Annotated in this window: 18 protein-coding genes; 5 read left to right on the top strand and 13 right to left on the bottom strand. The window is 69.0% G+C overall.

Translation table 11 applies throughout. The features are described from left to right. Nucleotides 1-89: 89 nt before the first annotated feature. On the bottom strand, nt 90-1,334 hold the full coding sequence (locus ACH49X_RS18120; RefSeq protein ID WP_357205744.1) for a cytochrome P450: 1,245 nt from the start codon (nt 1,332-1,334) through the stop codon (nt 90-92). Between the two features lie 136 nt (nt 1,335-1,470). Then, nucleotides 1,471-2,568, bottom strand: coding sequence for an XdhC family protein (locus tag ACH49X_RS18125; protein ID WP_195079175.1), 1,098 nt, complete (start codon nt 2,566-2,568; stop codon nt 1,471-1,473). Nucleotides 2,569-2,911: 343 nt separating this feature from the next. Here ACH49X_RS18125 and ACH49X_RS18130 point away from each other — a divergent pair, with 343 nt between their 5' ends. From ACH49X_RS18130 to ACH49X_RS18150, 5 genes are read left to right on the top strand one after another with little or no spacing between them, the layout of a single operon-like run. Then, nucleotides 2,912-5,263 (top strand): xanthine dehydrogenase family protein molybdopterin-binding subunit, encoded by a 2,352-nt coding sequence (locus tag ACH49X_RS18130; protein ID WP_357205747.1) that lies wholly within the window; start codon nt 2,912-2,914, stop codon nt 5,261-5,263. Next, entirely contained in the window at nt 5,260-6,135 is an 876-nt protein-coding gene (locus ACH49X_RS18135) for a xanthine dehydrogenase family protein subunit M (RefSeq protein WP_195079173.1), read from the top strand. Before ACH49X_RS18130 ends, ACH49X_RS18135 begins: the two co-directional genes overlap by 4 nt. Further along, entirely contained in the window at nt 6,128-6,628 is a 501-nt protein-coding gene (locus ACH49X_RS18140; protein WP_357205750.1) for a (2Fe-2S)-binding protein, read from the top strand. Before ACH49X_RS18135 ends, ACH49X_RS18140 begins: the two co-directional genes overlap by 8 nt. A 16-nt stretch (nt 6,629-6,644) precedes the next feature. Next, nucleotides 6,645-7,313: an SRPBCC family protein gene (locus ACH49X_RS18145; RefSeq protein ID WP_195079171.1), complete on the top strand. Its 669-nt coding sequence runs from the start codon at nt 6,645-6,647 to the stop codon at nt 7,311-7,313. Continuing rightward, nucleotides 7,313-7,543 (top strand): hypothetical protein, encoded by a 231-nt coding sequence (locus ACH49X_RS18150; RefSeq protein ID WP_195079170.1) that lies wholly within the window; start codon nt 7,313-7,315, stop codon nt 7,541-7,543. The genes ACH49X_RS18145 and ACH49X_RS18150 overlap by 1 nt, the downstream gene beginning before the upstream one ends. Before the next feature lie 228 nt (nt 7,544-7,771). On the opposite strand, the gene ACH49X_RS18155 is transcribed toward ACH49X_RS18150, so the two are convergent. From ACH49X_RS18155 to ACH49X_RS18205, 11 genes are all read right to left on the bottom strand, one after another. Next, complete coding sequence (locus ACH49X_RS18155; protein ID WP_357205754.1) at nt 7,772-8,242, bottom strand: DIP1984 family protein; 471 nt, start codon at nt 8,240-8,242, stop codon at nt 7,772-7,774. A gap of 248 nt (nt 8,243-8,490) precedes the next feature. Then, nucleotides 8,491-9,930: an MlaD family protein gene (locus ACH49X_RS18160; RefSeq protein ID WP_357205894.1), complete on the bottom strand. Its 1,440-nt coding sequence runs from the start codon at nt 9,928-9,930 to the stop codon at nt 8,491-8,493. Nucleotides 9,931-9,932: 2 nt separating this feature from the next. Then, nucleotides 9,933-11,066 (bottom strand): MCE family protein, encoded by a 1,134-nt coding sequence (locus tag ACH49X_RS18165; RefSeq protein WP_357103169.1) that lies wholly within the window; start codon nt 11,064-11,066, stop codon nt 9,933-9,935. 2 nt (nt 11,067-11,068) lie between these two features. Further along, the gene (locus ACH49X_RS18170) at nt 11,069-12,307 is read right to left on the bottom strand and encodes an MCE family protein (RefSeq protein WP_195079168.1); all 1,239 of its coding nucleotides are present in this window, start codon (nt 12,305-12,307) and stop codon (nt 11,069-11,071) included. After that, complete coding sequence (locus ACH49X_RS18175) at nt 12,304-13,338, bottom strand: MCE family protein (protein WP_357205757.1); 1,035 nt, start codon at nt 13,336-13,338, stop codon at nt 12,304-12,306. The genes ACH49X_RS18170 and ACH49X_RS18175 overlap by 4 nt, the downstream gene beginning before the upstream one ends. A gap of 2 nt (nt 13,339-13,340) precedes the next feature. Beyond that, entirely contained in the window at nt 13,341-14,363 is a 1,023-nt protein-coding gene (locus ACH49X_RS18180) for an MCE family protein (protein ID WP_357205760.1), read from the bottom strand. After that, nucleotides 14,360-15,550, bottom strand: coding sequence for an MCE family protein (locus tag ACH49X_RS18185; protein WP_195079442.1), 1,191 nt, complete (start codon nt 15,548-15,550; stop codon nt 14,360-14,362). The genes ACH49X_RS18180 and ACH49X_RS18185 overlap by 4 nt, the downstream gene beginning before the upstream one ends. 21 nt (nt 15,551-15,571) lie before the next feature. Beyond that, complete coding sequence (locus ACH49X_RS18190) at nt 15,572-16,411, bottom strand: MlaE family ABC transporter permease (RefSeq protein WP_397070405.1); 840 nt, start codon at nt 16,409-16,411, stop codon at nt 15,572-15,574. A gap of 19 nt (nt 16,412-16,430) precedes the next feature. Further along, on the bottom strand, nt 16,431-17,171 hold the full coding sequence (locus ACH49X_RS18195; RefSeq protein ID WP_195079441.1) for an ABC transporter permease: 741 nt from the start codon (nt 17,169-17,171) through the stop codon (nt 16,431-16,433). Nucleotides 17,172-17,546: 375 nt separating this feature from the next. Then, nucleotides 17,547-18,020 (bottom strand): hypothetical protein, encoded by a 474-nt coding sequence (locus ACH49X_RS18200; protein WP_195079440.1) that lies wholly within the window; start codon nt 18,018-18,020, stop codon nt 17,547-17,549. Then, the gene (locus ACH49X_RS18205) at nt 18,008-18,655 is read right to left on the bottom strand and encodes a helix-turn-helix domain-containing protein (RefSeq protein ID WP_357205763.1); all 648 of its coding nucleotides are present in this window, start codon (nt 18,653-18,655) and stop codon (nt 18,008-18,010) included. Before ACH49X_RS18205 ends, ACH49X_RS18200 begins: the two co-directional genes overlap by 13 nt. Nucleotides 18,656-18,898: the final 243 nt, after the last annotated feature.

Below are 18,898 nucleotides of genomic sequence, written 5' to 3' on the forward strand. Positions count from 1 at the left end.
CCTGCCTTTCGAATGAGTCGCCATGGGACGCCCGGACAGCGGTTCGGTTCGACTGCGTGCCGAGCAATAAGCAGCCTTGGCCTCGCCTCTCAGGCGAAACGCACCGGCGGGCACGCCGGAAATCGAACCGGTAGCGTGGCCAATGCGCGGTGGAACTGCCCGGGCCGCCACTCCAGTCGCTGCGCGGGGCCTTGCGGACGGATGTCCGGCAGGGCATCGAGCAGCAGGTCGATGCCCTGCGAGGCGATCGTCAGGGCGAGGGACTGAGCCGGACAGGCGTGCGGACCGGCCCCCCACGCCAGGTGCGACCGGTTGCCCCTGCGGTCACCGCCCACGACGGGATCGTTGTTGCACGCGGCCAGGCTGATGACCACCGGCTGATCGGCAGGCAGCCACATATCGCCGACGAGTTGCGGCTGTATGGGGTAACTCACGCACCAGTTCGCCAGCGGCGGGTCCTCGAACAGCACGGCATCGATGGCGTCCCGGGTGGCCATGGCGCCGCTGAGGACCTCACCGCCGTATTCCTCGTCGGTCATCAACAGCAGCAACGCGTTGAGGATCAGATTGCAGGTCGGCTCCGTGCCCATGGAGAACAGCAGCGCGGCCTGATTCACCATCTCCATGAGATCGAGCCCGTCCGGATGCCTCAGCAGCTGCGAGGTCAGGTCGTCGCCCGGCTCGGCCTGCTTCTGCTGGACAACTCCGGCCAGAGCCTGCACGAAACGCTGCTGCCCCTCCTCGGCGCCCACTCCCTCCAGCATCGCGGCCATCCCCTGGTAAGCCTCGGCCGCGGCGTCTTCGGGAAAGCCCAACAGTTCACTCAGAACCCGGAAGGTCAGCGGATACGCGTAGTCCATCCGCAGGTCGGCGCTACCGCGGTCGCAGAAGCTGTTGATCAGGGCTTCGGCGGCCCGCGTGACCGCGTCGTGCACCTTGTGCAGGTCGACGGTTTCCAACGCGGCGATGATGGTGCGCCGGTAGCGCTCGTGTTCCGCACCCGCGGTTCGCAGCGCATTCTGGCGATAGCCCAGCATCGGCAGCAGCGGACAGCCCGGTGCGGCGTTCTTCTCCCAGCGGCGGGAATCGGCGGGGAAGTGGGTCTCGTCGTTGAGGATGCGCACGGCCACCTGGTAGCCGATCACGAGCGTCGCCGGCACACCGGCGGAAAGCTCGATCGGCACCAGCGGTCCGTGACGTCGCAGGTCTTCGTAGACGCGGTGCGGATCGGCCGCGAACGCGGGGTCATCCAGCCGAACATGCGATTCGGCGGAGACCGGAGACCCGTACGCGATCAGGGATTCGCCATGCGAACCCGGCCCTGTGTTGCTCAACGCGCGACCCTCGCGTGCGATGCCGCGTCGTGTCCCTTCCCGCCTGCTGCGGGACTGCCTGGCGTTCGTTGTGTACGCACGTGCGGGGACCTTACCGGAAAGTGTTGCAGTCCAACATTTTTAGGTGGACATCCGCTCAGCGCGATCGGATCCCGATGACTTCTCCCGCGGCGTCCCCCGTCTCGACCGGGTGAATGGGCCGTTCGGTGTCGGACAGCGAGCGCGCGGAGCCTCCGTGCCGGACGGCGACGATCTCGGCCCCGATGGCCACGGCCGTCTCCTCCGGGGTCCGGCCGCCCAATTCCAGGCCGATCGGCGAATGCAGCCGCCGCAGTTCGTGTTCGGTGAGCCCGGCCGCGCGCAACCGACGCCTGCGGTCCCGGTCGGCCCGGCGTGATCCCATCGCGCCCACGTAGGCCACTGGCAGGCGCAGCGCTTCCGTGAGCACCGGGATGTCGAATTTGGGGTCGTGGGTGAGGACGCAGATCACTGTGCGGGCGTCGACGCGCGTGCGCCGTAGATAGCGGTCCGGCCAGTCCCGGACCACCTCGTCGGCGTCCGGCATCCGGGCATGGTCGGCGAAGGCCGGGCGCGCCTCGCACACGGTGACGCGGTAACCCAGCAACCGGCCGACGCCGCACAGCGCGGTGGTGAAATCCGTTGCGCCGAAGACGAGCATGCGCGGCGCGGAGGCGAAGGACTCGATGAACACCGTGCGCTCGCGGTCCGCGCAACCGACGACGCGCACGCCGGTCGCACCGGCGCACAGCATCGCGCGCGCCTGCCGCACCACCGCGTCGTCGAAGTGCGCGCCGACGGCGCTCGCGGGTCCGAGCGCGGCCACCGCGCCGGTCGCCAAGTCGCGCACGAACGTCATCGGCCCGGCCGGATCCAGTGCCGCTTCCACGGCCGGGTACTCGGCGGGCGTGATCCGGTGCACGACGATTTCCAGTTCTCCGCCGCAGGTCAGGCCGACGGCGAAGGCGTCGGCGTCGCTGTAGCCGAACGTCCTGCGAACGGGCACGCCGGATTCGAGCACCTCCCGGCACAACTCGTAGACCTCGCCCTCCACGCAGCCACCCGACAGACTGCCGCGCACGTTCCCCGCTTCGTCCACCGCCATGGTGGCCCCGGCGGGCCGGGGCGCGCTGCCGGTCACGCGCACCACGGTGGCGAGCACGTAGACGGTATTCGCGGCATGCCAGCGCGATAGACGCGCAGCGAGTTCGCGCATGATGAACCCTCTCGGCAATCGTCGTCCCACCGCCGGCCCCGCAGTGCCGCCCATCTGGTGGCGAGAATGCAATTCTCGTACAATACTAGCGTCATACTCATTTTCGACATAGGTGGATTGACGCCGTGCGACTCCCGATGCTAAACAGGTGCTCAGCATTCGCGAGCGGCAATCGATCGGCGCGCGGGCATGCCGGAAGCCGCGGCAGCGGCGCCGCCCACGATGTCCGAGCTCGCCGAGGGCGACGTTCACCGGGCAGCCGGCGCCGAGGTCAACGGAGGACGAAACGGATGACGACCGAGCCCCGCATCGAATCCGGCTCACACCACCTGCGAGCCGAACGATGACCCGGACCGGAACGACCACCACGCCCGGCGTCGTCGGCACCCGGGTGCCGCGCCTCGAGGACGCACGCCTGGTGACCGGCAAGGGAACCTTCGTCGACGACGTGACCCGCCCCGGCATGGCGCACGCGTGCTTCGTCCGCAGCCCGCTCCCCCGCGCCGCGATCGGCGACATCGACGTCTCCGCCGCGCTCGAACTCGACGGCGTGCTGGCGGTCTACACCGCCGCCGACCTGAATTCCGGCGTCCACGAGATCTCCTACGCGCTGGACATCGTCGGCTTCCCTCCCCTGCCGCGGCCGCCGCTGGCCGAGCAGGAGGTGCGCTTCGTCGGCGACCCGGTGGCCCTGGTCGTCGCCGTCGACCGGTACGTGGCCGAGGACGCCGCCGAACTGGTGATCATCGATTACGAGCCGCTGGAACCGGTGGTGGACTACGTCACGGCGGCGGATTCGCCGAACCTCGTGCACGCCGGATTCGCCGGGAACTCCGCGGGCGAGATGGCCGGTCGTCCGGCCGCCGATCTGGCGCCACTGTTCGACTCCGCCGCACATGTGGTGCGGCAGCGGATCTTTCAGCAGGCTTACCTGCCGGTCCCGCTGGAGACCCGCGGGATCGTCGCGGACTGGTCGGCGCCGACCGCGGAGATGACGATCTGGAGCTCCACCCAGTCACCGCACGAGATGCGCGGGTTCTGCGCCCGGCTGCTCGGCATCGATGAACACCGGGTGCGCGTCATCGCCCGCGACACCGGCGGCGGGTTCGGCCTCAAGCAGGTGCCGCTGCGCGAGGACGCCTGCGTCCTGCTGGCCGCGCGCAAGCTCGGCACGGCGGTGAAGTGGATCGAGGACCGCCAGGAGAACCTGATGGCGGCCGGCATGTCGCGCCACGAGCACGCCGACGTCCGGATGGCGTTCGACGCCGAGGGCAAGATTCTCGCCGCCGCGATCGACCACGTGCAGAACGTGGGGGCCTATCCGACGCCGTCGCCGCTCACCGGAGGCGTCGTCGTCGGGCTGCTGTTCCCCGGGCCGTACCGGATCAGCGATGCCTCGTTCACCGCGAAGTTCCTGTACTCCAACACCGTCGGCAGGCTCGCCTACCGGGGGCCGTGGCAGTTCGAATCGGTGACCAGGGAAATCCTGCTCGACCACGCCGCACGGCGGATCGGCATCGACCCGATCGAACTGCGCAGGCGGAACATGTTGCGCCGCGACGAGTTGCCGTGGGCGAATCCGAACGGGATGACCTACGACAACATCTCGCCGCTGGAAACGCTGGAGCAGGCCGTCGAGATGCTGGACTACGAGGCCTTCCGCGAGCGGCAACGCGAAGCTCGCGCCGAAGGCCGCTACCTCGGCGTCGGCACCTGCACCTACGTCGAGCCGACCACCGGCGGCAGCCCGTTCCTGAGCACCGAGGGCGCCACCATCCGCATCGAACCGAGCGGCAAGGTGAACGTCTACGTCGCGGGCGGCTCCGCGGGCAACAGCTTGGAGACGACCGTCGTCCAGCTCACCGCCGACGCGCTCGGAACGGACCTGGCCGACGTGCGCACCATTCAGGGCGACACCGCGATCACGCCGTTCGGCGGCGGCACCGGCGGCAGCAGATCCGGCTCGATGACGGCGGGCGCGATCGCCGAGACGGCGTCTGTCCTGCGCGAACGCATCCTGGCGATCGCCGCCCACCGGTTGGGCGTCAGCCCCGCCGACATCGAGTTCGTCCGCAGCCGGGCCACCGTCCGCGCGGCGCCGGACGAAGGGCTGACGCTGGCCGAGATCGCCGAAATCGCCTACTACCAGACGGATTCGCTGCCCCCCGGGGTGCCGCCCGGCCTCGAGGCGAGCGGACGCTACAAGACCCCGCAGCTGGCGATCTGGGCCAACGCCACCCACGTGTGCACCTGCGAGGTCGACATCGACACCGGGGCGGTGCGGCTGCTGCGCTACATCGTCAGCGAGGACTGCGGCCCGATGATCAACCCCAACGTCGTCGAAGGCCAGATCTACGGCGGCACGGTGCAGGGCATCGGCGGCGCACTCTACGAACATCTCGCCTACGACGAGAGCGGCAATCCCGTCGCCACCACCTTCCTGGACTATCTGCTGCCCACCGCGGCCGAAACGCCGACGATCGAAGTGGGGCACATCGAGACACCGAGCCCAGGGCCCGGCGATTTCAAAGGTGTCGGCGAGGGCGGGGCGATCGGCGCCACCCCGGCCGTCCTCAACGCCGTCGCCGACGCACTCGCGCCGTTCGGCGTGGAGATCTCGAAGCTGCCTCTGTCCCCGGCCACGATCGTGGCGATGCTGGACGAGGCGCGCGCCGCCGGAAAGGGCTCGGCATGAAACCGGCGGCCTTCGAGTACCACGCACCCGCGACCGCCGACGAGGCCGTCGCGCTCCTGGCCGACCTCGGTGACGAGGCCAAGATCATCGCGGGCGGGCAGAGCTTGGTGCCGATGCTGGCGTTGCGGCTGGCCGTCTTCGAGCATCTGGTCGACCTGCGCCGCGTGGAAGAACTGCGTGGTATCGAGACGCGCGGCGGTACCGTCCGGATCGGCGCGGCGACCACGCACGCCGAGGTCGGCCGGTCCGAAGACGTCCGCCGCGGCGTGCCGTTGCTGGCCAGGGCCACGCCCCTCATCGGGCATTTCCAGATCCGCAACCGGGGCACGATCGGCGGTGCGATAGCGCACGCCGACGCCGCGGCGGAGTATCCCGCGGTGGCGCTCACCCTCGATGCCGAGATCGAGACGCTCTCCCCGCGCGGACGGCGCACGATCCCGGCAGCGGAGTTCTTCACCGGCATGTGGACCACCGATCTGGCTCCCGACGAGCTGGTGACCGGGGTCGCCTTCCCGATCCGGCGCGGCCGATGCGGCTTCGCGATCGAGGAGTTCGCCCGCCGCAGTGGAGATTTCGCGATGGCGGGCGCGGCGGTGGCGGTCCGGCTGGACGCGGACTCCCGCGTCGAGCGGTGCGCGATCGGCTTGTTCGGCCTCGCACCGACCCCGGTGCGGGCGGCCGAGACCGAAGCGGGACTGATCGGCACCGCCGTCGCCGCCACGTCGGCGGAGGAGATCGGCCGGAACGCGACCGCCGGACTGGACGCGATCTCGTCGGATGTGCACGGCAGCGCCGACTACCGGCGGCGGGTCGGCGCGGCAATGGTGGCGCGCGCTTGGCGACGCGCCGTAGAGGAGGCCGGGAATGACTGACGTCGACATCGAGGTGCGCATCAACGGCGCCCTGCGCCGGGACCGGGTGCCGCCCCGGCTCACCTTGGCCGACTATCTGCGCGACACCTGCGGTCTGACCGGGACCCACCTCGGATGCGAGCACGGTGTGTGCGGCGCGTGCACGATCCTGCTCGACGGCCAGGCCGTGCGCGCCTGCCTGCTGTTCGCCGTGCAGGCCGACGGCGCCGAACTCACCACCGTCGAGGGCATCGCGGGACCGGACGGCGAGCTCTCGCCGGTGCAGGCGGCGTTCCGGGAACACCACGGCCTGCAGTGCGGATTCTGTACCCCCGGCTTCATCGTGTCGGTCACCGCCTTCCTGCGCGACAACCCCGACCCCACCGAGACCGAGATCCGCGAGGCCATCTCCGGCAACCTGTGCCGATGCACCGGCTATCAGGGCATCGTCCGGGCGGTCCGCGCCGCCGCCGACTCGAGCAGCGCCGAGACGCCCACCGCGCGGCAGGCGTGAGGACCGAAGGAATTCCATGAAACTCGACAACACCTTCACCATTCCCGTTCCGGCTGCGCAGGCCTGGCAGGTGCTGCTGGACCTGGAACGCATCGCCCCCTGCGTTCCTGGCGCCGTCATCACTTCCCGGGACGGCGACGACTTCCACGGCAAGATCAAGGTCAAACTCGGGCCCGTCGGGCTGAGCTACAGCGGCGTGATCAAGGTTCTCTCCCAGGACGAGGCCGCCGGGATCGCGGTGCTCGAGGGGCGTGGCCGCGAAACTCGCGGCAACGGAACGGCCAAGGCGACCATCACCTGCCGGCTTGTCGACTCCGGCGGCGCGACAGAGGTTTTCGTGGACACCGATCTGGCGATCACCGGCAAGCCCGCGCAGTTCGGCCGTGGTGCGCTCGCCGACGTGGCGGGCACGCTCATCGGCCAGTTCGCCACCAACCTCGCCGCGGAGATCACGGCATCCGCACCGACCGAGCCGGAGCCGGGCGCGCTGTCAGCGGTCCCAGCGGACGGTGACGACTCGGCCACGGCCACCGCAACCGCACCGCGCAAACCGGCCGAGCCGATCGATCTGCTCCAAGCCGCCGGTGCGAGCAGTGGCGCCCGGCTGGGCGTCCTGGCCTTGGTGAGTCTCCTCGTCCTACTCTTCGCCCTGCTGCGTAGGCGCTCTGCGCGATCGGCGCCCTGATGTCCCGGCCCGCCCGCGCGACGCCCGCCGGAGATCGATTCGCGCCCATCCGCGACCTGCGGCATATCCGCGTCGACACGGGCGCTTTCGCTGTGGAGTACCAGGCAGGCGCGGCGCAGATCGCGGACGTCGTCGCCGAACCGGGCGCCCACGCCGGATTCGTGGTCACCGTCGATGACGACATCCGCCCCGGCCTGCCGCCGCTGCCCTGCGGCGAACTCTGGAACTGACGCGAGAGGTGGAGTGCCCCTGACCCGCCCTCGCCGCCGCGGATCTGCACATGGTGATGTGCTGTGTGCTGTGCACTGTCTCGTGTGCGCGGTGCTGGGCTGCGGTGTGAGACGGGGAATCGAACCCCTCGCACTGCCCATCGTGCGCCGAGAAAGTGGCCGAATATCCCGTCGGCCAGTCGGGTTCGTGCACGCCTCCGCGACGGCTACCTGCTCCACCTCTCCCGGTCAATCCAGCAGGTCGACCTCCCAGTTCGAGCGCTGGATGCGCACGTCGAGCTCCCGCAGTTCCTTGGCGAGGTCATCGGCCTGCCCGCGCAGTTCGGCGACCGGCAACGCCGCGAACATCTTCAGCTCGGATCGCAGCTGGCGTGCGTATCCGGGCTGCCCCTTGCCCGCCGCGGCGTCGGCGGCGGCCGTGACCAGGGAGTGCCGCAGCCGCAACGCGTCCCGGCGGGCCAGCGCGTCGGTCAAGGTGCCGTCGTCTCCGATCCGCGCGGCGGCGTTGGTCCGATTGATGCGCCGGATCAGCGTCTCGTACTCACCGAGCGCCTGCCCCGCCTCGGCCAGCAGCTCCGCCGCGTTCTCGGCGGGCTCCTCCCCCTCCTGAAAGCGAGCGTTGCTCACGATGCGAGCCCGCAACTGCTCGATCCGGCGCGCCGTATCCGCGCGCAACGCCAACGCCTCCGCCAACTTCATTCCCCACCTCCGGCCATCGACTCGTGAAGGATCGATTATCGACCGATCAGCCGCACGAGTCACGCGAATTACCTTGTCGCGCTGCGCTGAAGGTGTGCGTAGTCCCGGCTTCGATGGTGTCCCTGCCCGCCTTCCACGGGCGTCGATGGAACCGGCCAGGCCGCAGGCACTCGGCGTCACCGGGTTCGAAACCGGACCAGCACAACGGTCCTCGCGGCATTCCCCGGGCCGATCGGGCGCGGCGGCGGTCAGTGCGGCAGCATGTCGGTCCAGGTCCGGTCGGTCGAGGATGCCAGGTTGCTCTGCTGGTAGAGGCGGCCGTCCGGGCCGAGGTAGTTACCGGTCCGGGGGTCGTAGCGCGCGATGCCGATAGAGGGCGCCGCGGGGGCCGAGGCGGGTGCGGCCGCCGGTCCCGCGCCCTGATTCCAGCGTGAATCGGGCGGCACACCTTGCCCTTCCAGGCTCGGGTCGTGCGGGTAGGGACCCAGCAGGGGCTGTTCGGTGGCAAGAGGCTGGAATTCCTGGTCGCTGTTGCACAGGGCGGCGGTCGGCGCCCGCTTGGCGGGGTTGTTCGCGCACGGAATGTTGCGCACGCCGCGCACCGCGATGTCGGAATCCTGGGGCAGTTTGCAGTACAACCCGTCGGGGGTGTCGATGGTGTCGGTGTCCTCCGGCGATCGCCACGCCGACGGCGGCAGGAAACCGACGGTGCACGCGGGCGGGTCGGAGATGCCGCCGAGCCGGAAGTCGCCGAGGCCGAGCCCGGCGGCGTTGCGATTGGGTTGCACCGCTTCGATCATCGAGATCGCCGGTGGCAGCAGCACCAGGATCTGTTCCAGCCCGGGGTTGTAGGTGACGGCGAGCTGCCCGATCGAGGTCAGGCCGGACAGCAGGATCGGCAACGTGAGATGCACCGAGTCCAGCAGGTGCGCGACCTCGGCGGCGAATCCGGGGCCGGTCCGCAGCAGGCCGCGGATCTGCGGGTCGTTCGCGACGATCTGATCGGTGACGCCGGCGAGGCTGCGTGTCCAGATCCGGATGGCGTCGGCGGACCGGACTTGGGAATGCAGCAGTGGCCCTGAGTCCTCGATCAGGGCGCGGGCCCGGCCACCGGCACCGTTGAGATCGGCGGCGAGGGTCTGTGCCGAGTTCAGCAAGGAGTCCAGGTCGTATCGGGCGCCGTGCATGCCTTGGAACAGTTCTTCGAGCAGTGCGTGCAGTTCGTCGGCGGGAATGCTGCCGACCAGATCGCCGAGCTTGTCGAGCATCGGGCCGACCGGCTGCGGAACCGTCGCGTGCCGCAGATCGATCACCGATCCGTCACGCAGGTAGGGCGGCGCGTCCGTGCGGGGGCGCAGTTCGACGTACTGCTCGCCGACCGCGGACACGCTGCGCACTTGCGCGGTGAGGTCGGCGGGAATGCGGTAGGAGCTGTCGATCTTCAGCGTGGCGCGCACGCCGCTGCCGGTCAGCTCGACCGAGCTCACCTTGCCGACCTCGACGCCACGGAAGGTGACATTGCCGAAGCGATAGAGCCCGCCGGTGGTCGGCAGCTCGAGCGACACGTTGATGGTGCCGACGCCGGCCAGGTCGGGCAGGCGCATGTAGACGGTCGCCATCGTGCTCAGTCCGACCAGCGACAAGATCGCGAAGATCACCAATTGCGCTCGGACGAAACGGGATAGCAGCATCAGCGGCCTCCGTCGGTCGGCGGTGCGATCGCGGCGCCGAGCGGGTTCGAGGTCTGCCGGGCATACCCCGGGTCACCGACCGCGGCTTGCACGACGGCAGTCGGGTCGCCCCATGGGGTGCCAAGCAGCATTTCCCGCTTCAGGCGGGGAACGGTGAGATCGACCGTCGCGAACAGGTTCAAGTAGTCGCCCCGCACCGCGCGGTCGATGACGCTCTGGCCGTAGGGGAACACGGTCGCGTACGCCAGCGCGGCGTCGATCTGGGGGCCGACGTCGGCCAGCGCCCGCAGCGTCGGCTCGAGGTTGCGCAGATTCGTCACCAGATCGGTTCGGACGTCGGTGATCACGGCGGTGGCGGTGTCGCTGAACGCGCGCAGCCGATCCAGCGCCGCGGTGATGTTCGGCCGCTGGGCCAGCAGCACGTCGAGTGCGGGCGGAAGCCTTCGCAAGGTTTCGGTCACGACGTCGCGCTGCTCGGCGAACTGCCCCGCCAATCGCTCGAGCGCATCGATCGAACCGATGATGTCGTCGCGCTGGCCGTCGAGCACGCCCATCATCGTGTCGAGGCGGACCAGCAGCGAGCCGACCTGTTCCTGGCGCCCGCCGAAGGCGTCGTTCAGATTACGGATGATCTCGCCGAGCCGGCCGAGCCCTCCGCCGTTGACGACCACCGACAGCGACGCCAGCGTCTGCTCGGTGGAGGGATAGGTCGAGGATCCGTTCAGCGGGATCCGGGTTCCCGACGCCAGCCGCCCGGACGGCGCGACGCCCGCTGGGGTGTTCAGCGCGAGGTGGCTCGACCCCAGCAGGCTGGTCTGCCCGATCGTCGCGACGACGTTCGCCGGCACCGCGGCGTCCGGGCGGATCGACGCCTCGACCACCGCGTGCCAACCGTCGAGCCGGATCCCGCGCACGCTGCCGACCACGACATCGTCCACGAGCACGGGCGAGTTCGACACCAGCGTGCCGACGTTCGCCATCTCCACCTGGATGACGGTCGCCGCAGGCCCCTGCCCGGGCGCGCCCGGCAACGGCAGCGAGTTCACCCCGTGCCAGCCGCATCCGGTGAGCGCCAGCATCGAACAGGCGCCGACGGCGAGCAATCGGTGGCCGCGTCGGGGAGAAGCTCTCACGGTCAACGCCTTCCGCCGGGCAACAGGATGTCCGCGATGCCGGGCATGGGTGGTGGCGGCGGCCCTTCGGTCGCCACCACTCGGGGGATCAGGTGATCTTCGGTGTAGATCAGGCTTTCCGGGCGCGCGCTCGGCCCGTGCAGCGGGTTGACCGGGAACGGCAGGTAGTTGAAGTTCAGCAGACCGATGACCGGCCCGAGATAATCCCGGCACTTGCGCGCGGCCTCGGCGGTCGTCGTTTTCTCCAGGCTGGCGATGGACGAGCACACGAATTGCACGGGGTTGGAGAAATTGTTCAGCACGAATACACCCGCTTCGGTCGCGGTGTCCGGGTTGTAGATGTTGTAGAAGTTGGCGAGGCTCGTCGGGAAGATGTGCAGCAACTCCTCGAGGTCGTCTCGATGATCGACGAGATTCCGGGTCACGTTCGCCAGCCGCCGCACCTGCTCGGCGGCGCCGTCGCGGTTGGCGGCGACGAAGCGCTGGACGTCCGCGACGGCGACGGACAGTTCCGACAGCGCGGCATCGAGGTCGGATCTGCTGTCGTCGAGCACGCTGGACAGGCTGGCCAGCCGGTTCTGGAATTCGACGATCTGCACATCGCTGTCGCGCAGCACAGTCACGAAGTGCTGCAGTTCGGCGATGATGCCGACGATGTCGCCGCTGCCGTCGGCCAGGACCCGGCCGATCCCGGACAACTGCGCCAGCGTCTGCCGCAGCTTCTCGCCGTTTCCTGCCATCGCGTCCGCGGCTCGATCGATGAAACGGCCGGTCGAGCTGCTCGCGGAGCCCAGCCCGGGGCCGAGATCGGTGGCCAGGCGGGTGAGCTGGGTCTTGACCTCGTCCCACTCCACCGGGACGGCGGTGCGTTCCACGGGAATGACCGCCCCGTCGGGCAGCGTCGGCCCCTGCCCACGGTAGGCGGGGGTCAGCTGCACGTAGCGGGCGCCGACGAGGCTCTGGGCGACGATCACCGCCTTGGCGCCGGCGGGAATCGGGACGTCGCGGTCGACCTCCAGCTCCATTTCGGTGGTGGTGCCGCGCGGTCGGATGGAGCCGATCCGGCCGACCCGTACTCCGGCCACGCGCACGTCGTCGCCTTTGTATATAGCGGTGGCGGAGGTGAAGACAGCACGAATCGTCCTGGAACCGAATAATGTTCGGTATCCGAGGTAGGCGCCGGTGACGACCAGCGACACCACCAGCACCGCACCGACCGCGCCGAGGATTCTGGTCTTCATCGCGGCGGCTCCGGGGCCGGGACGGGGAACGCGCTGGGCGGCTGGATGCCGAAGGCTTGATCGATGAACGGCTGGATGAGCTGGGCGGGGATCAGATTGGCGACGTAGGCGTTGTAGAACGGCCCACCCGACACGGCTTCGCCCTGGGTGAGCGCGGCTTTCGCCAGCCCGGGGATCGCCGCGGCGATGTTGTCGCGATTCTTCTCCAGCATCGCCGCCACCGAGTTGAGCCGGGCCAGGGTCGGCGCGAGCTCGGCCTCGTTGTCGGCGACCAAGCCCGACAGCTGGCCGGCCACCGCGGCGGTGCCCGCCAGTAGGTCGACGATCGCCTGCCTGCGCGCGGCCAGCACGCCGAGCAGCGCGTTCGCGTTCAGGATCAGCGTGTTCACCTGCTCGCCGCGTTGGGAGAGGATCGCGGTGACGTCGGCGGTCGTGCGCAGCAGGTCGCGCAGCGAGCCGTCGCGGCTGTTGATCGATCGCGACAGCCGGGTCACTCCGTCGAACGCCGGGCCCAGCTGCGGCGCGATGCGGTCCAGTGTCGAGGACAGCATGTCCAGCGACCGGTTGAGCGCGTCGGTGTCGATCTGCGCGACGTTGGTGGCCAGATCGCCGACCGCGTCGGTCAGCGAATAGGGCGACGACGTCCGCTCCAATGGGATCACGCCGGACGGCCGCAGGGTGTGCGCGCCGGCAGGAACGAGGGTCAGCACCCGCTTTCCCAGCAGCGATCCGGTTTTGATCTGCGCCGCGGTGTCGTCGCCGAGCCGGATCGTCTCGTCGATCGCGAACGTCACCCAGGCGTCGCCTCCGCGCAGCGCGACCTTCGACACCCGGCCCACCCGCAGGCCGGACACGAGCACGTCGTCGCCCGCGGCGAGGCCGCCCGCCTCGCTGAAGACGGCCTGGTATCGCACGGTGGTGGCCCACTCGATGAACTTCTGGGACTGCAATCCGATCAGAATGACGCAGACCGCGAGCACGACCCCGATCACGCCGGGACGGGCCAGATGGGTTCCGCGGTACTCCAGCATGGCTACCCGCTGCACCTTCCGGTTTTCTGCTCGATCCAGGGCAGCACCGCCACCTGCCCCGTCTCGTCGGTCACCCGGACGGTGACCGCGCAGATGTAGTACTGGACGAAATTGCCGTAGGCGCCGGTGCGCACCAGCTTGCGGAAATTCCCCGGCGCCCGCTGCAAGGCGTCGTCGAGCAGTTGTTTGTCCTGGTCGACCAAGGGGGCCAAGCGCGCGAGCTCGTCGACGGTGCCCGCCAAGGGCGGCCGGGCCCTGGTGAGCAGATCGGCGACGGTGGCGGTGCCGTCGTCGAGGGCGTCGATCGCCGCGGCGATCGGATCTCGCTCCCGCGACAACTGCGTGACCAGCTGTTCGAGCCGGTCGACGGTGCCCGCGAACTGCTCGCCCTCCTTCGACAGCGTCGCCATGACCGCGCCGAGGTGATCGATCAGCCGCCCGATCACCTCGGAGCGCCCGGCGAGCGCGGTGGTGAACGACGACGTCCGCGACAGCAGCGAATCCAGCGTGCCGTCCTTGCCCTGGAAGATCTCCAGCAACGACCAGGTCAGCGCGTTCACCTCGCGCGCGTCCAAGCCTTGGATCACCGGCTTCAGACCACCGAGCAGCAGGTCGAGGTCGAGCGCGGGCGAGGTCCGCTCGACGGGAATCTCACTGCCTGCGGCCAGCATTCCGGTCGATCCCGGTGTGTCCGTCAGCTCCAGATAGCGGTCGCCGACGAGGTTGAGATAGCGCACGGCCACCGCGGTGCCGCTGGTCAGCGCGACTCCGCGGTCCGCGTCGAACGCCACCCTGACCTTGTGGTCGTCGCGCAGCGTGACCCGGCGAACCGTGCCCACCTCCACCCCGGCGATGCGGACGGTGTTGCCCGGCCGCAGTCCGGAGGAGTCGGTGAACACGGCGGCGTACTCCGCGCGCGTCCCGGTCCGGTACTCACCGAACACGAGCACCAGAAAGCCGGACAGCACGAGCATCACCACGGCGAACACACCGAACTTCAGCAACGGCGAGTTGCGCGGGTTCATCGGGGACCACCGTCCCCCGGTTGCCCGGCGAGCGGACCGAACAGGGCCTGCGGGAGGTTGCCCACGTTCAGCTCCACGGTCTGATTTCCCTTCTCGAACGGGTTCGCGCCGACGTCGGCGACGACGAACGGCGGCCGTCCCTCGTAGGGAACCGGCAGCACCGAACACTGCGGGCCACCCGTGGCGGCGACCTTGGGCAGATTCCGCGGATACCGGTACGGTTCGGTGCCGAACAGGAAGTTCGCCGACAGCCCGAGCCCGGGCACGTCGACCGGCTTGGATCGCGACAGCCACCCGAAACCGTCGAGCGCGCAGGTCAGCGCCTCGTGATAGCTGTTGGTGAGGGTGGTGGTCGGCACCAGCGCCGCCAGGGTAGTGTCCAACGCGGCATGGTTGTCGGCCAGCACCCGGGTTCCGGTGTCCGACAAGCCGATCAGCCCGATCAGCATGGCGTCGAGATCGCGCTGTTCGGCCACGATCGTCTCGCTGATCGCGGCGGCGTTGCGAGCGGTGTTTAGCAGGGGCGCGGTCGCGTCGGCGTAGTCGTTCAGCACCGCAGGCGCCATGGCGAGATCGGCGCGCAGCGCGGGCAGGCCCGGCTCGAGCTGGGCGAGGAAGTGCTCCGAGTCGCCGAGCATCACGCCCAGTTCGTGGCCGCGTCCGCCGGTAGCGTCGGCGATCGCGCCGAGCGTCTCGTTGAGTTTGTCCGGTTCGATGCGCCCGAGCACCGCGGTCAGCTGCTGGAACACGGTGTTGATCTCCACGGTGACGTGCTCGGCGCCGAGGACCTGTCCGGGCCGAAGCGCCTGCGGCGCAGGGTGTTCCGGTGGGAGGAACTGCACGAACTTCGCGCCGAACACCGTGGTCGAGGCGATGTCGACGCGCACGTCGGCGGGAATGAGGTGCAGCTGCCCGGCATCGATCGCCAACCGGATGGACGCGAGCCCGTCGGCGCGTTCCTCGATCGAGGCGACCTTGCCCACCGTGACCCCGCGCATCTTGACGTCGGCGTCCGGATACATCACCAGTCCGGCGCGCGGCGACAGCACGGTCACCGGCACGGTGTCGGCGAATCCGCCGTTGAACATGGTCACACCGAGGCCGACGACCGCGATCCCCACGGCGATCGAGGCCAGCCCCGCCGCGGGACGCAACAGTCCGCGCGACGCCACGGCCAGCGACTTCATCGTCGACAACATCGGCACCTCTCAACCGGACAGATCGAAGTTCCCGTTGGCGCCGTAGACCGCCAGCGAGACCAGCAACGTCACCGAGACGACCCCGATCAGCGAGGTCCGGACCGCGTTGCCGACGGCGATGCCGACACCCGAGGGTCCCCCGCTGGCGAAGTAGCCGAAGTAGGTGTGGATCAGCAGGATCGTCAGCGCCATCAGGATCGCTTGCACGAACGACCACACCAGGTCGACCGGGTTCAGGAAGGTCCCGAAGTAGTGGTCGTACAGCCCGGCGGACTGACCGAGCAGCACGACGGTGGTCAGCCTGCTGGCGAGGAACGAGGCGATGACCGCCAAGGCGTACAGCGGGACGATCGCGATCATGCCCGCGACTATCCTGGTGCCGACCAGGTACGGAATAGGTTGGATGGCAAGCGATTCCAGCGCGTCGATCTCCTCGTTGATCCGCATCGCGCCGAGCTGGGCTGTGGCGCCGGCGCCGAAGGTCGCGGCCAGCCCGATGCCGGCCACCACCGGTGCGGAGATGCGCACGTTGATGAACGCCGACAGGAAACCGGTCAGCGCTTCGATGCCGATGTTGCCCAGCGAGCTGTAGCCCTGGACGGCGAGGGTGCCGCCGGTGGCCAAGGTCAGGAATCCCACGATCACCACCGTCCCGCCGAACACCGCCAGCGCCCCGGAACCCATGCTGATCTCGGCGATCAACCGGACCGTCTCCCTGCGGTAGCGCCAGGCGGCGAACGGCGCGTACACCAGCGCCTTTCCATAGAAGATGGCGTGGTCACCGATCCGGCCCAGCGCCTGGTACGGCCGCCGGATCCGCCGGATCGTCTTCGGATAGCGCGCGATCAGGGTCACGGGCGCCGCTCCTTCACCGCACGGTCATCTGGATGCCGATCGCCGTGACGACCACATTGATGACGAACAACGACATGAAGGCGTAGACCACGGTCTCGTTGACCGCGTTGCCGACGGCCTTGGCCCCGCCGGAAACGATCAATCCCCGGTAGCAGGCGACGAGCCCGGCCACGAGCCCGAACAGCAGGGCTTTGACCGAGGAGATGATCACCTCATCGATCCCGGTCAGCAGCGTGATACCGGCGGCGAAGGCGCCGGGATTGACGTCCTGGACGTAGACGGAGAACACGTAGCCGCCGATCACGCCGATGATGCACACCAGATTGTTCAGCAGGAACGCCACCGAGCCGGAGGCGAGCATCCGCGGCGTCACGAGTCGTTGCACCGGGTCGATGCCCAGCACCTGCATCGCCGCGATCTCCTCGCGGATGGTTCGTGAGCCGAGGTCGGCGCACATCGCCGTCGCGCCGGACCCGGCGACGATCAGCACGGTGACCATCGGACCCACCTGCGTCACCGCGCCGAACGCGGCGCCCGCGCCGCTGAGATCCGCCGCGCCGAGTTCGCGCAAGAGAATGTTGAGCGTGAAGCTCACCAGCACCGTGAACGGGATCGCCACCAGCAGTGTCGGCACCAGCGAAACCCGCACGAGGAACCAGGACTGCTCGAGGAATTCCCGAGTCTGGAACGGCCTGTGGAACAACAACCGCACCGCGTCCGCCGACATGGCGAACAACCCGCCGACCGCCTGCATGGGGCCCGCCGCCGCTCGCGTGATGGTCGTGAACAGTGCCCGTCCCGCCGGGCGGGCGGTCCCCCGCACCTCGGCCTCGGCTCGCATTAATCCCCCTCTCGTTCGTTGAAAATGCCATTCTCATATATGAATATGATTACACGCTCTTCAAGAGAACTCAATGAGGGAGGCAAGGGCAGCCGCTACGGACGGCCGGTGTCGGTTCGGCGGCACGGCGCGTCGATGACCGTGTCGACGAACAGCCAGGCCGATGCGCGAAACCCATAGCCGCCCTGATCGCGGCGACGGGGTGTCGCACGGTCGACGGAGACGCGGAGGACGGCAGGTAGCGGCCGAAACAGGCAGCAGGCGAGAAAGATTCGGGACGGATGCGAGTCAGCCGACGGGGCTGAGATCCGCGCCGATCGGAGGGAAGGACGACAGCCCGATGCGGAAGACCTCGGTCGTTGCGACCGAGGTGGCCGGAACCGCCGCCGCGGTCAGGGCTTGGGCCTTGAAGGCTTGCGCGGCGACGCTGAGCCGGTGCAGCACCGGATCGACCCGGTGTTCCGGGGGCGCGGGCCAGCCCTCACCCCAGACCACCACTTGCACGCCGCCGTCGTCCAACGCCTTCAGCAGACCCCGGCGCGCCCGGCGATCGCATTCGCAGACGTCGGCGGCCACCGCGAGCGCGTGCGGCTGCCGCCCCTGCCCGCGCGAGGCGAGCACCTGCTCCAGGTCCAGCACCTCGGCGCCGAGGATGCGCAGCGGCCGCGTATCCGAGGGATCGGCCACCAGCACCGTGACGTCCCACCCCGCGACCGAGCGGTCGAACAGCCATCCGCCCGCGTGCTGGACTACGTCGACGATGCTGGTCGCGACGACGTCGAGGCGGTATCTCTTCGTTCCCCATCCGGCGCGAAGTCGCGCGCCAGTGACCTGGTGTACTCGTGGAACACCTCGGTCAGCGGGATCGAGTGGTCGAGCATCCATGAGATCTCCATTCCATTGATGAAAGCGACGATTTCCACAGCCCGGACGTCTGGGTCGAAATCGGGCCGGTACCGTCCGATCTCCTGGTTGCGGCGGATGACGTCGGCGACGATGCCGACGGCCACCTTCCAACGGTCGAGCAGGCGCTCGTGCAGTGGAGCCTCGGGCAGCAGGTTCTCCACCAGCAGGACTACGAAGGTGCCCACCAGTTCCGGTGAGCGCTGGATGCGATCGGCGACTTTGCGGATCTCCAGGAACAGATCTCCCGTCACATCGGCTTCCATGGCGTCGTCCGCGTCGCGGGCGTCGAGCACGGCGTGCAGCAGTTGCTCCTTGGACTGGAAATGGTGCAGCAGTCCGGCCGGGCTCACGCCGGCTTCGCGCGCGATCTGCGCCAATGTCGTACTGCGCCAGCCATTCCGGGTGAGCAGGCGCTGGGCGACCGCCAGGATGCGCTGTCGGCGGTCTTCACCTTTGGCCAGCAGGGAGGCGTAAGGACGAGGAGTGGTCACGAGAATCCCTGTTCGATCAAACCTAGTGAACACACAGTAGGTTGGTTTAGGCAGTGTGACAAGGGCCTCCCACCGCGAGCAGACGATAATTTCATTCTCGCAGTCACGAGCCGAAAATCGGGTGCCCGGTCAATGACATATGTAGGTGTGGCTCTCACATTGTGATAACGTCATTTCCACAACGGAACCGCGGTGATCCGCGGGCCCCACGCGCCGCCGACGCAGTCCGCATCCGCACCCCGC

Source organism: Nocardia sp. NPDC019323 (assembly GCF_044389845.1).
Taxonomy (GTDB): Bacteria; Actinomycetota; Actinomycetes; order Mycobacteriales; family Mycobacteriaceae; genus Nocardia; species Nocardia implantans.

Coding starts and splice junctions, on each gene's coding strand:
- ACH49X_RS18125 (WP_195079175.1), bottom strand. CDS start 2,568: ATGCGCGAACTCGCTGCGCGTCTATCGCGCTGGCATGCCGCGAATACC.
- ACH49X_RS18130 (WP_357205747.1), top strand. CDS start 2,912: ATGACCCGGACCGGAACGACCACCACGCCCGGCGTCGTCGGCACCCGG.
- ACH49X_RS18135 (WP_195079173.1), top strand. CDS start 5,260: ATGAAACCGGCGGCCTTCGAGTACCACGCACCCGCGACCGCCGACGAG.
- ACH49X_RS18140 (WP_357205750.1), top strand. CDS start 6,128: ATGACTGACGTCGACATCGAGGTGCGCATCAACGGCGCCCTGCGCCGG.
- ACH49X_RS18145 (WP_195079171.1), top strand. CDS start 6,645: ATGAAACTCGACAACACCTTCACCATTCCCGTTCCGGCTGCGCAGGCC.
- ACH49X_RS18150 (WP_195079170.1), top strand. CDS start 7,313: ATGTCCCGGCCCGCCCGCGCGACGCCCGCCGGAGATCGATTCGCGCCC.
- ACH49X_RS18155 (WP_357205754.1), bottom strand. CDS start 8,242: ATGAAGTTGGCGGAGGCGTTGGCGTTGCGCGCGGATACGGCGCGCCGG.
- ACH49X_RS18170 (WP_195079168.1), bottom strand. CDS start 12,307: ATGAAGACCAGAATCCTCGGCGCGGTCGGTGCGGTGCTGGTGGTGTCG.
- ACH49X_RS18175 (WP_357205757.1), bottom strand. CDS start 13,338: ATGCTGGAGTACCGCGGAACCCATCTGGCCCGTCCCGGCGTGATCGGG.
- ACH49X_RS18180 (WP_357205760.1), bottom strand. CDS start 14,363: ATGAACCCGCGCAACTCGCCGTTGCTGAAGTTCGGTGTGTTCGCCGTG.
- ACH49X_RS18185 (WP_195079442.1), bottom strand. CDS start 15,550: ATGAAGTCGCTGGCCGTGGCGTCGCGCGGACTGTTGCGTCCCGCGGCG.
- ACH49X_RS18195 (WP_195079441.1), bottom strand. CDS start 17,171: ATGCAGGCGGTCGGCGGGTTGTTCGCCATGTCGGCGGACGCGGTGCGG.